We start from the raw sequence: 15,217 nt of genomic DNA, 5'->3' as shown, positions 1-15,217 counted from the left end.
ACACGATGACCGTTTACGCCCGCCCGGGTGCCGCCGACGCCCTGATGTCGTTCGAGTCGCGCTACGGCAACTTCATCGGCGGAGAATGGGTGCCGCCGGCCTCCGGGGAGTACTTCGAGAACCCGACGCCGGTGACGGGCCAGTCGTTCTGCGAGGTGCCGCGATCCGACGAAACCGATATCGAGGCAGCGCTGGACGCCGCACACGGCGCGGCCACCGCATGGGGCAAGACCGCCGCGGGGGAGCGCGCCGTCATCCTCAACAAGATCGCCGACCGCATCGAAGCGAACCTCGAGTCCCTCGCGCTGGCCGAGTCGTGGGACAACGGCAAGCCCATCCGCGAGACGCTGAACGCCGACCTGCCCCTGGCCGTCGATCACTTCCGCTACTTCGCCGGGGCGATCCGCGCCCAGGAAGGCTCGCTGTCCCAGATCGACGACGACACCGTCGCCTACCACTTCCACGAACCGCTCGGCGTCGTCGGGCAGATCATCCCGTGGAACTTCCCGATCCTGATGGCGACGTGGAAGCTGGCTCCCGCCCTGGCCGCCGGTAACGCGGTCGTACTCAAACCCGCCGAGCAGACGCCGGCGTCGATCCTCTACCTGATGAGCCTGATCGGGGACCTGCTGCCACCGGGCGTGGTCAACGTGGTCAACGGGTTCGGGTTCGAGGCGGGCAAACCGCTGGCGTCGTCGAACCGCATCGCCAAGATCGCGTTCACGGGCGAGACCACCACCGGCCGGCTGATCATGCAGTACGCGTCGCAGAACCTGATCCCCGTCACGCTCGAGCTCGGGGGCAAGAGCCCGAACATCTTCTTCTCCGATGTGATGGCCGAGGGCCCAGAAGGTCAGGACTACCAGGACAAGGCGCTCGAAGGCTTCACGATGTTCGCGCTCAACCAGGGCGAGGTGTGCACGTGCCCGTCGCGCAGCCTGATCCAGGCCGACATCTACGACGAGTTCCTGGAGTTGGCCGCGATCCGCACCAAGGCCGTGCGACAGGGCGATCCGCTGGACACCGAGACGATGATCGGATCGCAGGCCTCCAACGACCAGCTCGAAAAGGTGTTGTCCTACATCGCGATTGGTAAAGACGAAGGCGCCCGCGTCGTCACCGGCGGTGAGCGCGCCGAACTCGGCGGCGACCTGTCCGGCGGCTACTACGTGCAGCCGACGATTTTCGAGGGCAACAACAAGATGCGGATCTTCCAGGAGGAGATCTTCGGGCCCGTCGTCGCGGTCACCTCGTTCACCGATTACGACGACGCGATCGCCATCGCCAACGACACGCTGTACGGGTTGGGCGCCGGAGTGTGGAGTCGCGACGGCAACACCGCCTACCGTGCCGGTCGCGATATCAAGGCGGGCCGGGTGTGGACGAACTGCTACCACGCCTATCCCGCGCACGCGGCGTTCGGCGGCTACAAGCAATCCGGCATCGGGCGGGAGAACCACCGGATGATGCTCGACCACTACCAGCAGACCAAGAATCTGCTGGTGTCCTACAGCAACAAAGCGCAGGGGTTCTTCTGACGAGCGCTTGCGCGAGGAGGCGAGGATTCTGACGATGCCCGACCGGCGCGAACGTGGGTTACCCGCACACCAAACCGGACTTTCGCGTGCGGGTAACCCACGTTCGGCGCAACAAGAAGAAGAGCCGGCGCCGCCGCGGGCGTTGATCACCGCCGCGGCCGCCGATCTGCTGACCCGACTGCAGGACAAGCATGGCGCGCTGATGTTCCACCAGTCCGGCGGCTGCTGTGACGGGTCGTCGCCGATGTGCTACCCCGACGGGGAGTTCATCGTGGGCGATCGCGACGTGCTGCTCGCGGTGCTCGACGTCGGCGACGGGGTACCGGTCTGGATCGCGGGCTCGCAGTTCGAGGCGTGGAAGCACACCCAACTCGTGATCGACGTCGTCCCGGGCCGCGGCGGAGGGTTCAGCGTCGAAGCCCCCGAAGGGGTGCGGTTCTTGAGCCGAGGCCGGGCGTTCACCGGGGCAGAGATGCAGGCACTGGCCGCCACACCGCCTGTGACCGGGGCGGATTTCGAACGGGGCGTCCGACCGCCACCGCCGGAAACGCATATCGTCGGTGACCCAATCGATGCCTGTCCGATACCTGACGCGCCGGGCGGGTGAGCGGGGCTAAGCCGTTGTCCGCGTAGCCTTTCAACCGTGATACCGCTTCCCCGTGCATGGGTGCTGACCAGCGCGTTGCTGGTCGGTACGGCAGTGGGGCTGATCCTGGGGGTCGCCGCCACGCTGGTGATCGACGCGCCCATCCGGCCCGACGTCGTCGTGGCCCTCGTCGTCGGCGTACCCGCCGCGCTCGGCATGCTGGCGATCCTGGTGTCGGGTCGGCGGTGGGTGACGACCGCAGGCGCCTTCCTGCTCGGCGTCGCGCCCGGGTGGTTCGGGGTGCTGGTCGCGATCCAGGCGGTGCACGGTGCCTGAGACAACCGAAACGCTGCCCGGCGACCCGACGGAGCCGTACACCCCGACATTTACCACCGGTGAGTTCCAGGCGGTGATGGGAACAACGGCCGTCGCCGAGCACCCGTCGCAGCCGGTACCGATCCCGGCACAGCCCGTCGTGGTTCCCGGCAACCACCCCTACCTCAAGCGCTGGATTTTCGTGCTCGTCGTCGCGGGCGTCTGGGCGCTCGCCGCGTTGGCGGGATGGGGTCTGTACCACTGGTGGTACCACTCGATGGACAAGACGGCCCCGGTCTTCGTCGCGCTGGTCTTCGTGGTCACGGCGACGGTGGCCGGTCTGCTTCTCGCGATGGTGCCCGACAGGCCCGTGGTGTCCGCGCTCGCGCTCGCGCTGATGTCGGCGCCGTTCGGAGCGGTCGCGGGGGCGGCGGTACTGCACGGTCTTTACTTCTGCGAGTGGGCCACCCGGTGTTTCGCAGGCGTGATCCCCTACTGAGTTGTTTCAGCGGCCGGTCGGCTCCCATGTCCGCATGGCCGCGTCGAGGCCCTGATCGTCCAACGCGTGCACCGGCAACGGTTCGTTGCCGTCGCCAGAACGCATACCGTCCAACAGGATCCCGACGTAGCGACGCCACAGATCGGTGTCGACGTGTCCGGCGAACTCGCTGACCATTCCGGCGAGCAGGCTGAGCAGAGGCAGGTCGGTGTGTGAGATGTCCGAGCGCAGACGGCCGTCGTTCTGCGCTCGCTTGACGACTTGCACGGCGACCGGGTGAAGACGTTCCTGTGCCGCCACCACGCGGTCACCGCCGTAGGCTTTGCTGAACGCGATTTCCCGCAAGCCCCGGTCGGTAGCGGTCATCGCGCACAGATGCTCGACGAACCACACGAAGCCCTCCCACGGATCGTCGTGCTCCAGCGCGGTTTCAGCCAACGCGGTCATCTGATCCAGGCCGTCGACGAAGATCGCCTCGAGCAGTTCGTCTTTGGTCGCGAACCGCCGGTACACCGTTCCCACTCCCACCCCTGCGTACCGGGCGACGTCATTGAGGTTGGGCTCCAAACCTTTTGATGCGAACAATTCACGGGCCGCTTGCAGAACGCGTGTGCGGTTGCGTTCGGCGTCTTTGCGCAGGGGGCGACAACTCAGCCGCGGCGACTCCGTCTCACCCACATCCATCCGGCCGAGTGTAATGCGGTCCACAGGAAAGCGGATTGACCTTGTCCGCTTCGTTCGTTAGCTTGGCTGACTAGCACTGCGCCCCCTGAGCTCGGGGTGGTCACAACGCCGGAAGGCCCGCACATTGACTCCCGTCGATCCATTTCCCGCACTGCTCGGGCGCGCTGATGCCGACCCGGGGAAGCGCCGGTCATGAAGCTGGTGACACGCGTCTGGCTTCCCGTAATGATCCTCATTGCCGCGACGGCGGGCGTTCTCGCGGTGTCGCATTTCCGGGGCATCTTCGGTGCCGAACCCGCCCTGAAGACCCCGATCGGTGCCGACACCGCGGAGAAGTTCATCCCGAAGGTCGTCACCTATGAGGTCTTCGGTACGGGCACCGCCGTGGTCAACTATCTGGATCTCGACGGAAAGCCGGTGCGCGCCGGAACCGTGAGCCTGCCGTGGTCGCTGACGTTGGAGACCACAGCGCCGTCGGTAGCGCCGAACATCATCGCCCAGACCGACGGCCAGTCCATCGGCTGCCGCATCACCGTGGACGACGAACTCAAGGATGAGAAGACGGCTCAGGGTGTGAACGCCCAGACGTTCTGTCTGGTGAAATCCGCATGAGCGCACCGGTCGAGGACGCGCCGACGAACCCCAACCCGATCGCCGCGCCGAAACGTCCGTGGCTTCCGCGGTTGATCCGCCTGTTCGCCCTGCCGATCATCGTGGGCTGGGTCGTCATCATCGGCTTCCTCAACACCGCGGTGCCGCAGCTCGAAGTGGTGGGCAAGCAGCGCGCGGTGTCGATGAGCCCGCAGGACGCGCCGTCGATGATCGCGATGAAACGCGTCGGCACCACGTTCGAGGAATACGACACCAGCAGCTCGGTCATGGTCGTGCTCGAGGGCGAGAAGAAGCTGGGTGTCGAGGCGCTGGAGTTCTACGAACAGATGGTGCGCGACCTGCGCGCCGACACCGCACACGTGCAGTATGTGCAGGACCTGTGGTCTGACTCGTTCACCGCCGCGGGCGCGCAGAGCGTCGACGGCAAGGCCGCTTACACCCAGGTGTACATCGCCGGCGACCAGGGCGAGAGGTTGGCCAACGAGTCGGTGCACGCCGTGCGGGACATCGTCGCCAAACACCCGACGCCTCCTGGTGTCGAGGTCTACGTCACCGGCGCAGCAGCGACGACGACAGACCAGAACGCCGTCGGCGACAAGAGCATGCGGACGATCGAGATGCTCACGTTCGGCGTCATCATCGTCATGCTGTTGGTGATCTACCGGTCCATCGCCACGACGCTGGTGCTGCTCGGCATGCTCGCGATGGGATTGCTCGGCAACCGCGGGTTGATCTCATTTCTGGGTTACCACAACGTGTTTGGTCTGACCACCTTCGCCACCAACCTGGTGGTCACCCTGACCATCGCCACCGCCGTCGACTACGGGATCTTTCTGGTCGGCCGGTACCAGGAGGCCCGCCGATCCGGCGAGGACCGAGAATCGGCGTACTACACGATGTTTCAGGGGACCGCCCACGTCGTCGCGGCGTCCGGGTTGACCATCGCGGGCGCCACCTTCTGCCTGAACTTCACCCGGCTGCCCTACTTCCAGAGCATGGGCTATCCGATGGCCGCGGCGATGGTGTTCGGCATCGTGGTGGCCTTGACATTCGGCCCCGCGTTGATCTCGGTGGTCAGCCGCTTCGGCCGCGTGCTCGAACCCAAAGCCAAGTCATCGACCCGGGCGTGGCGTCGGATCGGCACCTCGACCGTCCGCTGGCCCGGTGCGTTCGTGGTGGTGGCCGTCGCGGCGTGCCTGGTCGGCTTGCTCGCGCTGCCCAGTTACCACACGAGCTACAACGACCGGCTGTATCTGCCCGACGACATCTCAGCCAACGTCGGGTACGCGGCGGCGACCCGCCACTTCTCCGAGGCCCGGATGAACCCGGACGTGCTGATGGTCGAGACCGACCGCGACCTGCGCAACCCGGCAGGGTTCCTGATGATCGACAAGATCGCGAAAGCCCTTGCGGATGTCGAGGGAATCGCCCAGGTGCAGGCGATCACCCGGCCCGACGGCAAGCCGATCGAACACACGACGATCCCCTACATGATCGGCCAGCAAGGCGTCGGCCAGCTCATGTCCAACGACTACCAGCAGGGCGTCATCGACAACATCATGGCCCAGGCCGACGAGATGGCCCACACCATCGAGTCGATGGAGAAGATGAACTCGATCACCCGCGAACTGTCCGTGGTGTCGCGAAGTATGGCCGACAAGATGACCGACACGTCGCTGACTGTGCAGGAAGTGCGCGACAACATCGCCAACTTCGATGACTTCTTCCGCCCCGTGCGCAACTACTTCTACTGGGAGCCACACTGTTTCAACATCCCGGTCTGCTGGTCGCTGCGTTCCATCTTCAACAGCCTCGACGGCATCTCGACCATGTCCGACGACTTCCAGGCGATGGTTCCCGACATCAACCGGATGGCCGACCTCACGCTGGAGATGACCGCGGTGATGCCGGGGATGATCCAGTCGATGAAAAACCAGCGCCAGATGATGTTGAACCAATATCAGGTTCAGAAGGCGCAGCAGGACCAGACCATGGAGCAGCAGGAAGACAGCGCGGCGATGGGGGAGGCGTTCGACGAAGCCCTCAACGACGACTCCTTCTACGTTCCGCCCGAAGCGTTCACGAACGCCGACTTCATCCGCGGCATGGACCTGATGATGTCGCCGGACGGGCACGCGGTCCGGTTCACCATCATCCACCAGGGCGATCCGCTGACCGAGGAAGGCATTTCGCGGATCGAACCGCTGAAGAAGGCCGCGGCCGCCGCGATCAAGGGCACACCGCTGGAAGGCTCCTGGGTCTACGTCGGCGGTGCCGCTGCGATGTTCGACGACATGCAGCAGGGTGCCGATTACGACCTGCTGATCGCGGTCACAGCCGCGCTCCTGTTGATCCTCGTCATCATGATGGTGATCACCAGGGCCCTGGTCGCCGCTCTGGTCATCGTCGGAACCGTGGCGCTGAGCCTGGGCACGGCGTTCGGGATGTCGGTGGTGCTTTGGCAGCACATCATCGGCATCCCCCTGCACTGGATGGTCCTGCCGATGGCGATCATCGTGCTGGTGGCCGTCGGCGCGGACTACAACCTGCTGCTGGTGTCGCGGATGAAGGAGGAAGTCCACGCCGGACTGCGCACCGGCACCATTCGCGCCATGGCAGGCAGCGGCCCCGTCGTCACCGCCGCCGGGTTGGTGTTCGCGTTCACGATGGCGACGATGGCGGTCAGCGACCTGATCGTCATCGGCCAGGTCGGCACGACGATCGCGCTGGGCCTGATGTTCGACACGTTCGTGATCAGGGGATTGATGACGCCGTCGGTGGCCACTCTGCTCGGACGGTGGTTCTGGTGGCCGCTGCAGGTGCGCCAGCGTCCGCGCCCGGCGCCGTGGCCCCAGCCGATCCAACGCGATCCCGCGGGACATGGCGGACCGTTCGCCGATGCCCATTAGTGTGGGGGCGTGACCCACTATGACGTCGTCGTTCTCGGAGCAGGCCCCGGCGGGTACGTCGCGGCCATCCGTGCCGCACAGCTCGGACTGAACACCGCCATCGTCGAACCCAAGTACTGGGGCGGCGTGTGCCTCAACGTCGGGTGCATCCCGTCCAAAGCGTTGCTGCGTAATGCGGAGCTCGCGCACATCTTCACCAAGGAAGCCAAGCAGTTCGGCATCAACGGCGAGGCGACGTTCGACTACGGCGTCGCCTTCGACCGCAGCCGCAAGATCGCCGACGGCCGCGTCGCCGGCGTACATTACTTGATGAAGAAGAACAAGATCACCGAGATCCACGGCTACGGCAAGTTCAAAGACGAGCACACGCTCGAGGTCGACCTCAACGAGGGCGGCACCGAGACCGTCGAGTTCGACAACATCATCATCGCCACCGGCAGCAGCACCCGCCTGGTGCCCGACACGTCGCTGTCCGAAAACGTGGTCACCTACGAAGAACTCATCATGACGCGCGAGCTGCCGTCCTCGATCGTGATCGCCGGCGCCGGCGCCATCGGCATGGAGTTCGGCTACGTGATGAAGAACTACGGCGTCGACGTCACGATCGTCGAGTTCCTGCCCCGCGCGCTGCCCAACGAGGACGCTGACGTCTCCAAGGAGATCGAGAAGCAGTTCAAGAAGCTCGGCGTCAAGGTGCTGACCGGCACCAAGGTCGAATCGATCAAAGACAGCGGCGACGACGTCACCGTGTCCGTCAGCAAGGACGGCAAGTCCGAGGACATCAAAGCCGAAAAGGTGCTGCAAGCAATCGGTTTCGCGCCCAACCTCGAGGGTTACGGACTCGACAACACGGGCGTCGGGATCACCGAGCGCAAGGCGATCGACATCGACGACTACATGCGCACCGGCGTGCCGCACATCTACGCGATCGGCGACGTGACGGGCAAGCTGCAGTTGGCGCATGTGGCCGAGGCGCAGGGCGTCATCGCCGCCGAAACCATCGCAGGCGCAGAGACTCTGCCGCTCGGGGACTACCGGATGCTGCCGCGCGCGACGTTCTGCCAGCCGCAGGTGGCCAGCTTCGGGCTCACCGAGGAGCAGGCCCGCGAAGAGGGTTACGACGTCAAGGTCGCCAAGTTCCCGTTCACCGCCAACGCCAAGGCGCACGGTGCGGGCGACCCCAGCGGCTTCGTCAAGCTGATCGCCGACGGTAAATATGGCGAGTTGATCGGCGGCCACCTGATCGGCCACGACGTCTCCGAGCTTCTGCCCGAGCTGACGCTGGCCCAGAAGTGGGACCTCACCGCCACCGAACTGGCGCGCAACGTCCACACGCACCCGACCATGTCCGAGGCCCTGCAGGAATGCTTCCATGGCCTGCTCGGCCACATGATCAACTTCTGAGCCGGGGCCACACAGCAGCGTGGTTCAGACAACCAGCACGGCGAGGGCACTGTGGGTCGCCGGCATCGGCGGCTTGGTGATCGGCCATATCCTCTGGCTGGCCGGGATCTCCTTCGCCACCTCGACCTCCGACGTCAGCACCTGGGTGCTGGTGGTGGCCGCAGTGTCGTTTGTCGTGGGCGGTGCGGTCGGCTGGCTGGGCTGGCGGGCGTATCAGCGCAGAAGCGAGGTGTGGGCGGCGTTCCTGTGCGCGCTGCCGGTCTCGCCGGTGCTGCTGTCGCTGATCGTCCTCGGTATCACGTACCTCTAGCGCGCCGTTTGTGAAGCTGCCGACGCTGACGGGCCGATGAGCGTCGTCGGATTCACAAAACGAGCGCTTAGTCCGGGAAGTCCAGCGGCACTTTCAAAGTGGTGATCGTGGCCGCCAGACCGTCGTACTGGGCGGCCAGCATGCAGAACTCGATCAACTGCGGTTTGGTCAGGTGCCTGGCCAACACGGCCCAGGTCTCGGGTGAGACGCCGCGGGTCACGACGAACTCGTCGGTCGCGGTGATCAACGCGCGCTGGCGGTCGGTCAGTCCTTCGGCGTCGGGACCCTCGAAGATCTTCTTCTGCACGTCCGGGCCGAGCCCCCGGGCGCGGGCCAAGCGGCGGTGCTGCTGCAGTTCGTATTCGCAGTCGCGGAGATGTCCGACGCGCAGGATGACGGTTTCGGCGTCCTGCACCGACAGCTTGCTCAGCATGCCGAGCAGCACACCGCTGTACGGCAGCCACGCCAGGAACAGAAGCCGGTGTTGGCCAAGCACATTGAAGAGGCTGAAGCGGGGCGCCCTGATAGCGCGGGCGCCGAGCTTGGCGATGGCCCAGTTCAGCGGGCCGAGTTCCTTGAATCCACCGGGCGCGATACGTGCTGACTCGGGTGCGCTCATCGCAGCGAGTCTACGTGTGGTCGCCGAATCAAGGTCGACGTACCAGATAGGGCGAGACCGTGCTGCGGTGCTCGTCGATGTCGAGCGCACGGCCGAGGGCGGGGAAGGCCCGCTGCGGGCAGTTGTCGCGTTCGCAGACCCGGCAACCGGCGCCGATCGGCGTCGACACCTCCCCGGACAGGTCGAGCCCCTCCGAATACACCAGCCGATGGGCGTGGCGCAGCTCGCAGCCCAGGCCGATGGCGAACGTCTTACCCGGCTGGCCGTAGCGCTGCGCACGCCGTTCGACGGTGCGGGCCACCCACAGGTAGTTGCCTCCGTCGGGCATCTGCGCGACCTGCACTCCGATCTTGCCGGGGTTGGCGAATGTCTCGTAGACGTTCCACAACGGGCAGGTACCGCCGCTGGAGGAGAAGTGGAAACCGGTGGCGGACTGGCGTTTTGACATATTGCCCGCGCGGTCGACGCGGACGAAGGACAGCGGCACACCGCGCATCGACGGCCGCTGCAGGGTCGACAGCCGGTGAGCGATCGTCTCGTAGCTGACCGAGTAGAACGCCGAAAGCCGCTCGACGTCGTAGCGGAAGTTCTCCGCGACATCGTGAAACTGCGCGTACGGCAACACCATTGCGGCGGCGAAGTAGTTGGCCAGACCCAGTCGCGCCAGCCGCGTCGACTCGTCGCTGGTGAACTTCCCCTCGTCGACGAGCTTGTCGATGAGGTCGCCGAATTCCAGATACGCCAGTTCGACGGCCATCTTGAACACGGTCTGCCCGGATGAGAGGTGGTTGTTGAGCTCGAGTGTCTTCGTCTCGGGGCTGTAGCGGTGCAGCACCGATTCGCCGAGGTCCATGCGGTGGACGATGCGCACGCCGTGCACCATCGTCAGTCGGTCCGACAATTGGCGGGCGAGCTCCGAGCGGTGCATCGGCATGCGGATGGTGAGGTCTTCGGCCGCGGTGTCGAGTTCGTGCAGATAATTCTGTCGTTGGTAGAAGTAGTCGCGCACCTCCTCGTGGGGCATGGTGATCGCACCCGAGCCGGAACTGAAGCCGCCGCCTGCGGCGAATCTGTCCTCGGTGGCCGCCGCCAGTCGGGTGGTGGTCAGCTGGTAGCGGCGGTGGAGGTTGACCATCGCGCGGGCGAGGTTGGGGTGCGCAGCGACCATGTCCGCGATCTCGGCCAGGTCGACGTCGATATCGAGGTCGCGGTCGAGGGTGACCTCGCGTAGCTCCGCGACCAGACGGGTGTCGTCCTCGGAGGCGAAGAAGGTGGCGTCGACGCCGAACACCTCGGTGATGCGCAGCAGGACGGCCAAGGTCAGCGGCCGCACGTCGTGCTCGATCTGGTTGAGGTAGCTCGGCGAGATGTCGAGCATCTGGGCAAGCGCCGCCTGGCTGAAGCCACGCTCGCTGCGAAGTTGCCGAACCCGCGAGCCGACAAACGTTTTCGCCACGTCAGCCAGCGTAGCAACGGTGCGAAGGTGCTCTTCGCATTGTTGGCAGATCCGCCGCTGTGGCAATATCGGCGGTCGTGAACGAGAAGCAGGGATCGGGAACGGGCCCGGCCCAGGGCCTGGCCAAGGCCATGATGCCGGTCCCTGATCCGCACCCCGACGTCTTCGACATCGAGTGGCCGCTCCGGGTGGCCGACGTGGACCGCGAAGGCCGACTCAAATTCGACGCCGCGACGCGCCACATTCAAGACATCGGCTCCGACCAGTTGCGCGAACTGGGGTTCCAGGAGACCCATCCGCTGTGGATCGTGCGCCGCACGATGATCGACATGATCCGCCCGATCGAGTTCCAGGACATTCTGCGGCTGCGTCGTTGGTGTTCGGGCACGTCGAACCGATGGTGCGAGATGCGGGTGCGCATCGACGGCCGGAAGGGCGGCCTGATCGAATCCGAGGCGTTCTGGATCAACATCAATCGCGAGACGCAGGGACCCGCGCGCATATCCGACGACTTCCTCGAGGGATTGCGGCGTACGACCGACGTCAACCGGCTGCGGTGGAAGGAGTACCTGTCGGCGGGCAGCCGCGAGGACGCCGACGACATCCGCGAGTTCCCGACGCGGGTCAGCGACATCGACATCTTCGACCACATGAACAACGCGGTGTACTGGTCGGTGATCGAGGACCACCTGCACCACCACCCGGAGCTGGCGCGGTACCCGCTGCGGGTGACGATCGAACACGACGCCGCGGTCGCCCTTGGCGACAAGATGGAGATTCTCAGCCACACCTATCCGCCGGGTTCGACGGACAAATTCGGTCCGGAGCTGACGGACCGCACTGTTACAACGCTCACATATGCGGTCGGCGACGAGGCCAAGGCCGTCGCAGCGATCTTCAACCTCTGATCATGATCGGTTTAACAGTACGGGCGTACTGACCTGCGGAAATCGCCTACTCATCGGTAACTTCTGAACCGGTCAAGCGCACCTGGTTCTTCGCAAAATTCGCAAATCTGAGGAAGTGGTTGGCGAAAGTTGGCATTCGAAACGGCTGGACCTGCGCTAATGGACTGAGGCATCCTCGTAGTAGCGAAACTGCTAAACCGTTTGGGCGTTAACAAGCCGGGCTACTCCGGCGGCGCCGCGGCGATAGTGAACAGATCGAAGGAGCGCCATGTCAACCGTTGGCAAGCCGAAGAGTGCCGAAGAAATTCAGCGCGACTGGGACACCAATCCCCGCTGGAAGAACGTCACCCGCGACTATTCGGCCGAGGACGTCGTTGCGCTGCAGGGCACCGTCGTCGAGGAGTCCACGCTGGCCAAGCGTGGGGCGGAGATCCTGTGGAACCAGCTGCATGACATGGAGTTCGTCAACGCGCTCGGCGCGCTGACCGGCAACATGGCCGTCCAGCAGGTGCGTGCCGGGCTGAAGGCCATCTACCTGTCCGGGTGGCAGGTCGCCGGTGACGCGAACCTGTCCGGTCACACCTACCCCGACCAGAGCCTGTACCCGGCCAACTCGGTGCCGCAGGTCGTGCGCCGGATCAACAACGCGCTGCTTCGCGCCGACGAGATCGCCAAGGTCGAGGGCGACACCTCGGTCGAGAACTGGCTGGTGCCGATCGTCGCCGACGGCGAGGCCGGTTTCGGCGGTGCGTTGAACGTCTACGAGCTGCAGAAGGCGATGATCGCCGCCGGTGTCGCGGGTTCGCACTGGGAGGATCAGCTGGCATCGGAGAAGAAGTGCGGTCACCTCGGTGGCAAGGTGCTGATCCCGACCCAGCAGCACATCCGCACCCTGACCTCGGCACGCCTGGCGGCCGACGTCGCCGACGTCCCGACCGTGGTCATCGCGCGCACCGACGCCGAGGCGGCCACCTTGATCACCTCCGACGTCGACGAGCGCGATCAGCCGTTCATCACCGGTGAGCGGACCAAGGAAGGCTTTTACACCGTCAAGAACGGCATCGAGCCGTGCATCGCGCGCGCCAAGGCCTACGCGCCGTACGCCGATCTGATCTGGATGGAGACCGGCACCCCCGACCTCGAGCTGGCCAAGAAGTTCGCCGAGGGCGTGCAGGCCGAGTTCCCGGACCAGATGCTGGCCTACAACTGCTCGCCGTCGTTCAACTGGAAGAAGCACCTCGACGACGCGACGATCGCGAAGTTCCAGAAGGAGCTGGGCGCGATGGGCTTCAAGTTCCAGTTCATCACGCTGGCCGGCTTCCACGCGCTGAACTACTCGATGTTCGACCTGGCTTACGGCTACGCCCGCAACCAGATGTCGGCATACGTCGAGCTGCAGGAGCGCGAATTCGCCGCCGAGGAGCGGGGTTACACCGCAACCAAGCATCAGCGCGAGGTCGGCGCCGGCTACTTCGACCGGATCGCCACGACGGTGGACCCGAACAGCTCGACGACCGCGCTGAAGGGTTCGACCGAAGAGGGTCAGTTCCACTAAGTCAGGCCCCCTAGACCAGGCCCAGTAGGCTCACGAGGCCCAACGGCTTGTCATCAGGCCCCGTCCTTATATTGGGCGGGGCCTGATGTTATGGAGAGGACGCAAGTGAGCATTGAACGAGTCGGTGTGGTCGGCGCCGGACAGATGGGCAGCGGCATCGCGGAGGTGGCCGCGAAAGCCGGCGCCAGCGTCGTCGTCTACGAGCCGTCCGAGGAACTCGTCGAGGCCGGGCGCAAGCGGATCACCGGCTCGTTGGAGCGGGCCGCGAGCAAGGGCAAGCTGTCGGAGGCCGACCGCGATGCGACGTTGGCGCGGCTGTCGTACACCACCGATCTGTCCGACCTGGCCGACCGTCAACTCGTGATCGAGGCGATCATCGAGGACGAGGCCGTCAAGGCCAAGGTCTTCGCCGAGCTCGACGCCGTCGTCACCGATCCCGACGCGGTCCTCGCGTCGAACACGTCGAGCATCCCAATCATGAAAATCGCTGCGGCAACGAAGAATCCGAGTCGCGTGCTGGGGCTGCACTTCTTCAACCCGGTGCCGGTGCTGCCGCTGGTGGAGCTGGTCAACACGCTGGTGACCTCCGAGGAGGCGCTGCAGCGGACCGAGCAGTTCGCGAGCGAGGTGCTCGGCAAGCAGGTGGTGCGGTGCAGCGACCGCTCCGGGTTCGTCGTCAATGCGCTGCTGGTGCCTTACCTGCTCTCGGCGATCCGGATGGTGGAGGCCGGCGTCGCCACGGTGGAGGACGTCGACAAGGCAATCGTGGCCGGGCTCTCACATCCGATGGGCCCGCTGCGCCTTTCGGACCTGATCGGTCTGGACACCATGAAGCTGATCGCAGACTCGATGTTCGATGAACTCAAGGACCCGCACTACGCGCCGCCACCGCTGCTGCTGCGGATGGTCGAGGCGGGGCAGCTCGGCAAGAAGTCAGGCCAGGGCTTCTACAGTTATTAGCGCCGAGCGCACGCCCATCAAACGGGGCAGCCGCGGCTCCTGAGCGCCTCGCATACCCGGCGCACTATCTCGGCTCGTTGAAACCGTAGGTGACGCGCGCTGACCCGCACGATCAGCCAGCCTTGCGCGGCCAAGAACTCCAGCCGTTCGATGTCTCCGGCGTGAATGTCCGGACTGGTCCAATGCTGCACTCCGTCGTACTCGACGCCCACTTTCCACTGGCACCAGCCCATATCGATTCGGCGATTGCCAACGCGAATCTGCGTGGCCGGGTGAGGCAACCCATTACGGACGAGCAGCAGGCGAAGCTCGGTCTCTTTCGGCGATTCCGCGCCGCCATCGACGAGATCCATTGTCGCGCGCAGTGCACGGATGCCCCGTGCGCCGGGATAGCGGTTCGCGATGCCCTGCACTTCGGCGACGGTGCACCCGGTCGCGTTGAGCAGGGCGTCGATTCGCATGATCCCCAGATCCCCCGGCACGCGCCGACCTAGGTCATAAGCCGTGCGAGCGGGTGTCGTACAGTCGAAACTTCCTCGCAGGCAGACCTCGTCATCGGCGAGCGTCCCACTGTAGATGACGATTCCGCGCGGAGATCGATGCCGTATTCGTGCCAGTTCCGCCGGTCCGTCGGGCGGTAGCCAGCGAGTTCCGAACATCGCCGCGGCCGAATGGCCGAATAGAGTCGCTTGTCCGCGAGACCAAAGCCATGCGGCATGTGCTCGAACACGCGCGTCGAGTTCCATTCCTGTCGGCGCGTATATGTTGCGGTGCACCTTGACGTAGTTGGTGCGTAGGTCGTGACGTGTCACGGTGCCGGCTGCGAGTGCGTCGCTGCCCACGATGAGACGGTCCATATCCA

General features: G+C 65.2%; 14 protein-coding genes and 1 pseudogene. 11 read left to right on the top strand and 4 right to left on the bottom strand.

What is annotated here, in order from left to right; translation table 11 throughout:
* Positions 1-5: 5 nt before the first annotated feature.
* The 4 genes from adh to CEX88_RS14035 are packed head-to-tail and all read left to right on the top strand — an operon-like array spanning position 6 to position 2,938.
* On the top strand, positions 6-1,538 hold the full coding sequence (gene adh / locus CEX88_RS14050; protein ID WP_094293932.1) for an aldehyde dehydrogenase: 1,533 nt from the start codon (positions 6-8) through the stop codon (positions 1,536-1,538).
* Between the two features lie 34 nt (positions 1,539-1,572).
* Positions 1,573-2,145, top strand: coding sequence for a DUF779 domain-containing protein (locus CEX88_RS14045; protein ID WP_094293931.1), 573 nt, complete (start codon positions 1,573-1,575; stop codon positions 2,143-2,145).
* A gap of 36 nt (positions 2,146-2,181) precedes the next feature.
* On the top strand, positions 2,182-2,460 hold the full coding sequence (locus tag CEX88_RS14040) for a putative holin (RefSeq protein ID WP_064399728.1): 279 nt from the start codon (positions 2,182-2,184) through the stop codon (positions 2,458-2,460).
* Positions 2,453-2,938, top strand: a complete 486-nt coding sequence (locus tag CEX88_RS14035) for a hypothetical protein (protein ID WP_094293930.1) — start codon at positions 2,453-2,455, stop codon at positions 2,936-2,938. The genes CEX88_RS14040 and CEX88_RS14035 overlap by 8 nt, the downstream gene beginning before the upstream one ends.
* A 6-nt stretch (positions 2,939-2,944) precedes the next feature.
* Here CEX88_RS14035 and CEX88_RS14030 read toward each other — a convergent pair whose 3' ends face one another.
* On the bottom strand, positions 2,945-3,622 hold the full coding sequence (locus CEX88_RS14030; protein WP_094293929.1) for a TetR/AcrR family transcriptional regulator: 678 nt from the start codon (positions 3,620-3,622) through the stop codon (positions 2,945-2,947).
* A 192-nt stretch (positions 3,623-3,814) separates the two neighbouring features.
* On the opposite strand from CEX88_RS14030, the gene CEX88_RS14025 reads away from it, so the two are divergent.
* The 4 genes from CEX88_RS14025 to CEX88_RS14010 are packed head-to-tail and all read left to right on the top strand — an operon-like array spanning position 3,815 to position 8,857.
* Entirely contained in the window at positions 3,815-4,234 is a 420-nt protein-coding gene (locus CEX88_RS14025; RefSeq protein WP_066845667.1) for an MmpS family transport accessory protein, read from the top strand.
* Complete coding sequence (locus CEX88_RS14020) at positions 4,231-7,143, top strand: MMPL/RND family transporter (protein ID WP_094293928.1); 2,913 nt, start codon at positions 4,231-4,233, stop codon at positions 7,141-7,143. The genes CEX88_RS14025 and CEX88_RS14020 overlap by 4 nt, the downstream gene beginning before the upstream one ends.
* Before the next feature lie 9 nt (positions 7,144-7,152).
* Complete coding sequence (gene lpdA, locus CEX88_RS14015; protein ID WP_094293927.1) at positions 7,153-8,547, top strand: dihydrolipoyl dehydrogenase; 1,395 nt, start codon at positions 7,153-7,155, stop codon at positions 8,545-8,547.
* Between the two features lie 19 nt (positions 8,548-8,566).
* Positions 8,567-8,857 (top strand): hypothetical protein, encoded by a 291-nt coding sequence (locus tag CEX88_RS14010; protein ID WP_094293926.1) that lies wholly within the window; start codon positions 8,567-8,569, stop codon positions 8,855-8,857.
* 67 nt (positions 8,858-8,924) lie between these two features.
* Here the strand turns inward: CEX88_RS14010 and CEX88_RS14005 are convergent, their stop codons facing one another.
* Positions 8,925-9,476 (bottom strand): carboxymuconolactone decarboxylase family protein, encoded by a 552-nt coding sequence (locus CEX88_RS14005; RefSeq protein WP_094293925.1) that lies wholly within the window; start codon positions 9,474-9,476, stop codon positions 8,925-8,927.
* 28 nt (positions 9,477-9,504) lie between these two features.
* The gene (gene ramB, locus CEX88_RS14000; protein ID WP_094293924.1) at positions 9,505-10,932 is read right to left on the bottom strand and encodes an acetate metabolism transcriptional regulator RamB; all 1,428 of its coding nucleotides are present in this window, start codon (positions 10,930-10,932) and stop codon (positions 9,505-9,507) included.
* Positions 10,933-11,063: 131 nt separating this feature from the next.
* On the opposite strand from ramB, the gene CEX88_RS13995 reads away from it, so the two are divergent.
* The 3 genes and pseudogenes from CEX88_RS13995 to CEX88_RS13985 all read left to right on the top strand — a co-directional run.
* Positions 11,064-11,840, top strand: coding sequence for an acyl-[acyl-carrier-protein] thioesterase (locus tag CEX88_RS13995; RefSeq protein ID WP_066845717.1), 777 nt, complete (start codon positions 11,064-11,066; stop codon positions 11,838-11,840).
* Positions 11,841-12,108: 268 nt separating this feature from the next.
* Positions 12,109-13,395 (top strand): isocitrate lyase, encoded by a 1,287-nt coding sequence (aceA, locus tag CEX88_RS13990; RefSeq protein WP_064399719.1) that lies wholly within the window; start codon positions 12,109-12,111, stop codon positions 13,393-13,395.
* A gap of 84 nt (positions 13,396-13,479) precedes the next feature.
* Positions 13,480-14,355, top strand: a pseudogene (locus CEX88_RS13985) (3-hydroxybutyryl-CoA dehydrogenase); the annotation flags it as partial.
* 17 nt (positions 14,356-14,372) lie between these two features.
* On the opposite strand, the gene CEX88_RS13980 reads toward CEX88_RS13985, so the two are convergent.
* Positions 14,373-15,212, bottom strand: coding sequence for an endonuclease domain-containing protein (locus tag CEX88_RS13980; RefSeq protein WP_094293922.1), 840 nt, complete (start codon positions 15,210-15,212; stop codon positions 14,373-14,375).
* Positions 15,213-15,217: the final 5 nt, after the last annotated feature.

Origin of the sequence: Mycobacterium neumannii (assembly GCF_002245615.1) — a bacterium.
In the GTDB taxonomy this organism is placed as follows: Bacteria; Actinomycetota; Actinomycetes; order Mycobacteriales; family Mycobacteriaceae; genus Mycobacterium; species Mycobacterium neumannii_A.
This window is presented reverse-complemented; position numbering and strand designations above follow the sequence as displayed.

What these genes read in the sequence shown, in the direction of transcription:
- CEX88_RS13980 (WP_094293922.1), bottom strand. Translation starts at nt 15,212, where the DNA reads ATGGACCGTCTCATCGTGGGCAGCGACGCACTCGCAGCCGGCACCGTG.
- CEX88_RS14030 (WP_094293929.1), bottom strand. Translation starts at nt 3,622, where the DNA reads ATGGATGTGGGTGAGACGGAGTCGCCGCGGCTGAGTTGTCGCCCCCTG.
- adh (WP_094293932.1), top strand. Translation starts at nt 6, where the DNA reads ATGACCGTTTACGCCCGCCCGGGTGCCGCCGACGCCCTGATGTCGTTC.
- CEX88_RS13995 (WP_066845717.1), top strand. Translation starts at nt 11,064, where the DNA reads ATGATGCCGGTCCCTGATCCGCACCCCGACGTCTTCGACATCGAGTGG.
- aceA (WP_064399719.1), top strand. Translation starts at nt 12,109, where the DNA reads ATGTCAACCGTTGGCAAGCCGAAGAGTGCCGAAGAAATTCAGCGCGAC.
- CEX88_RS14045 (WP_094293931.1), top strand. Translation starts at nt 1,573, where the DNA reads ATGCCCGACCGGCGCGAACGTGGGTTACCCGCACACCAAACCGGACTT.
- CEX88_RS14025 (WP_066845667.1), top strand. Translation starts at nt 3,815, where the DNA reads ATGAAGCTGGTGACACGCGTCTGGCTTCCCGTAATGATCCTCATTGCC.
- CEX88_RS14020 (WP_094293928.1), top strand. Translation starts at nt 4,231, where the DNA reads ATGAGCGCACCGGTCGAGGACGCGCCGACGAACCCCAACCCGATCGCC.
- CEX88_RS14005 (WP_094293925.1), bottom strand. Translation starts at nt 9,476, where the DNA reads ATGAGCGCACCCGAGTCAGCACGTATCGCGCCCGGTGGATTCAAGGAA.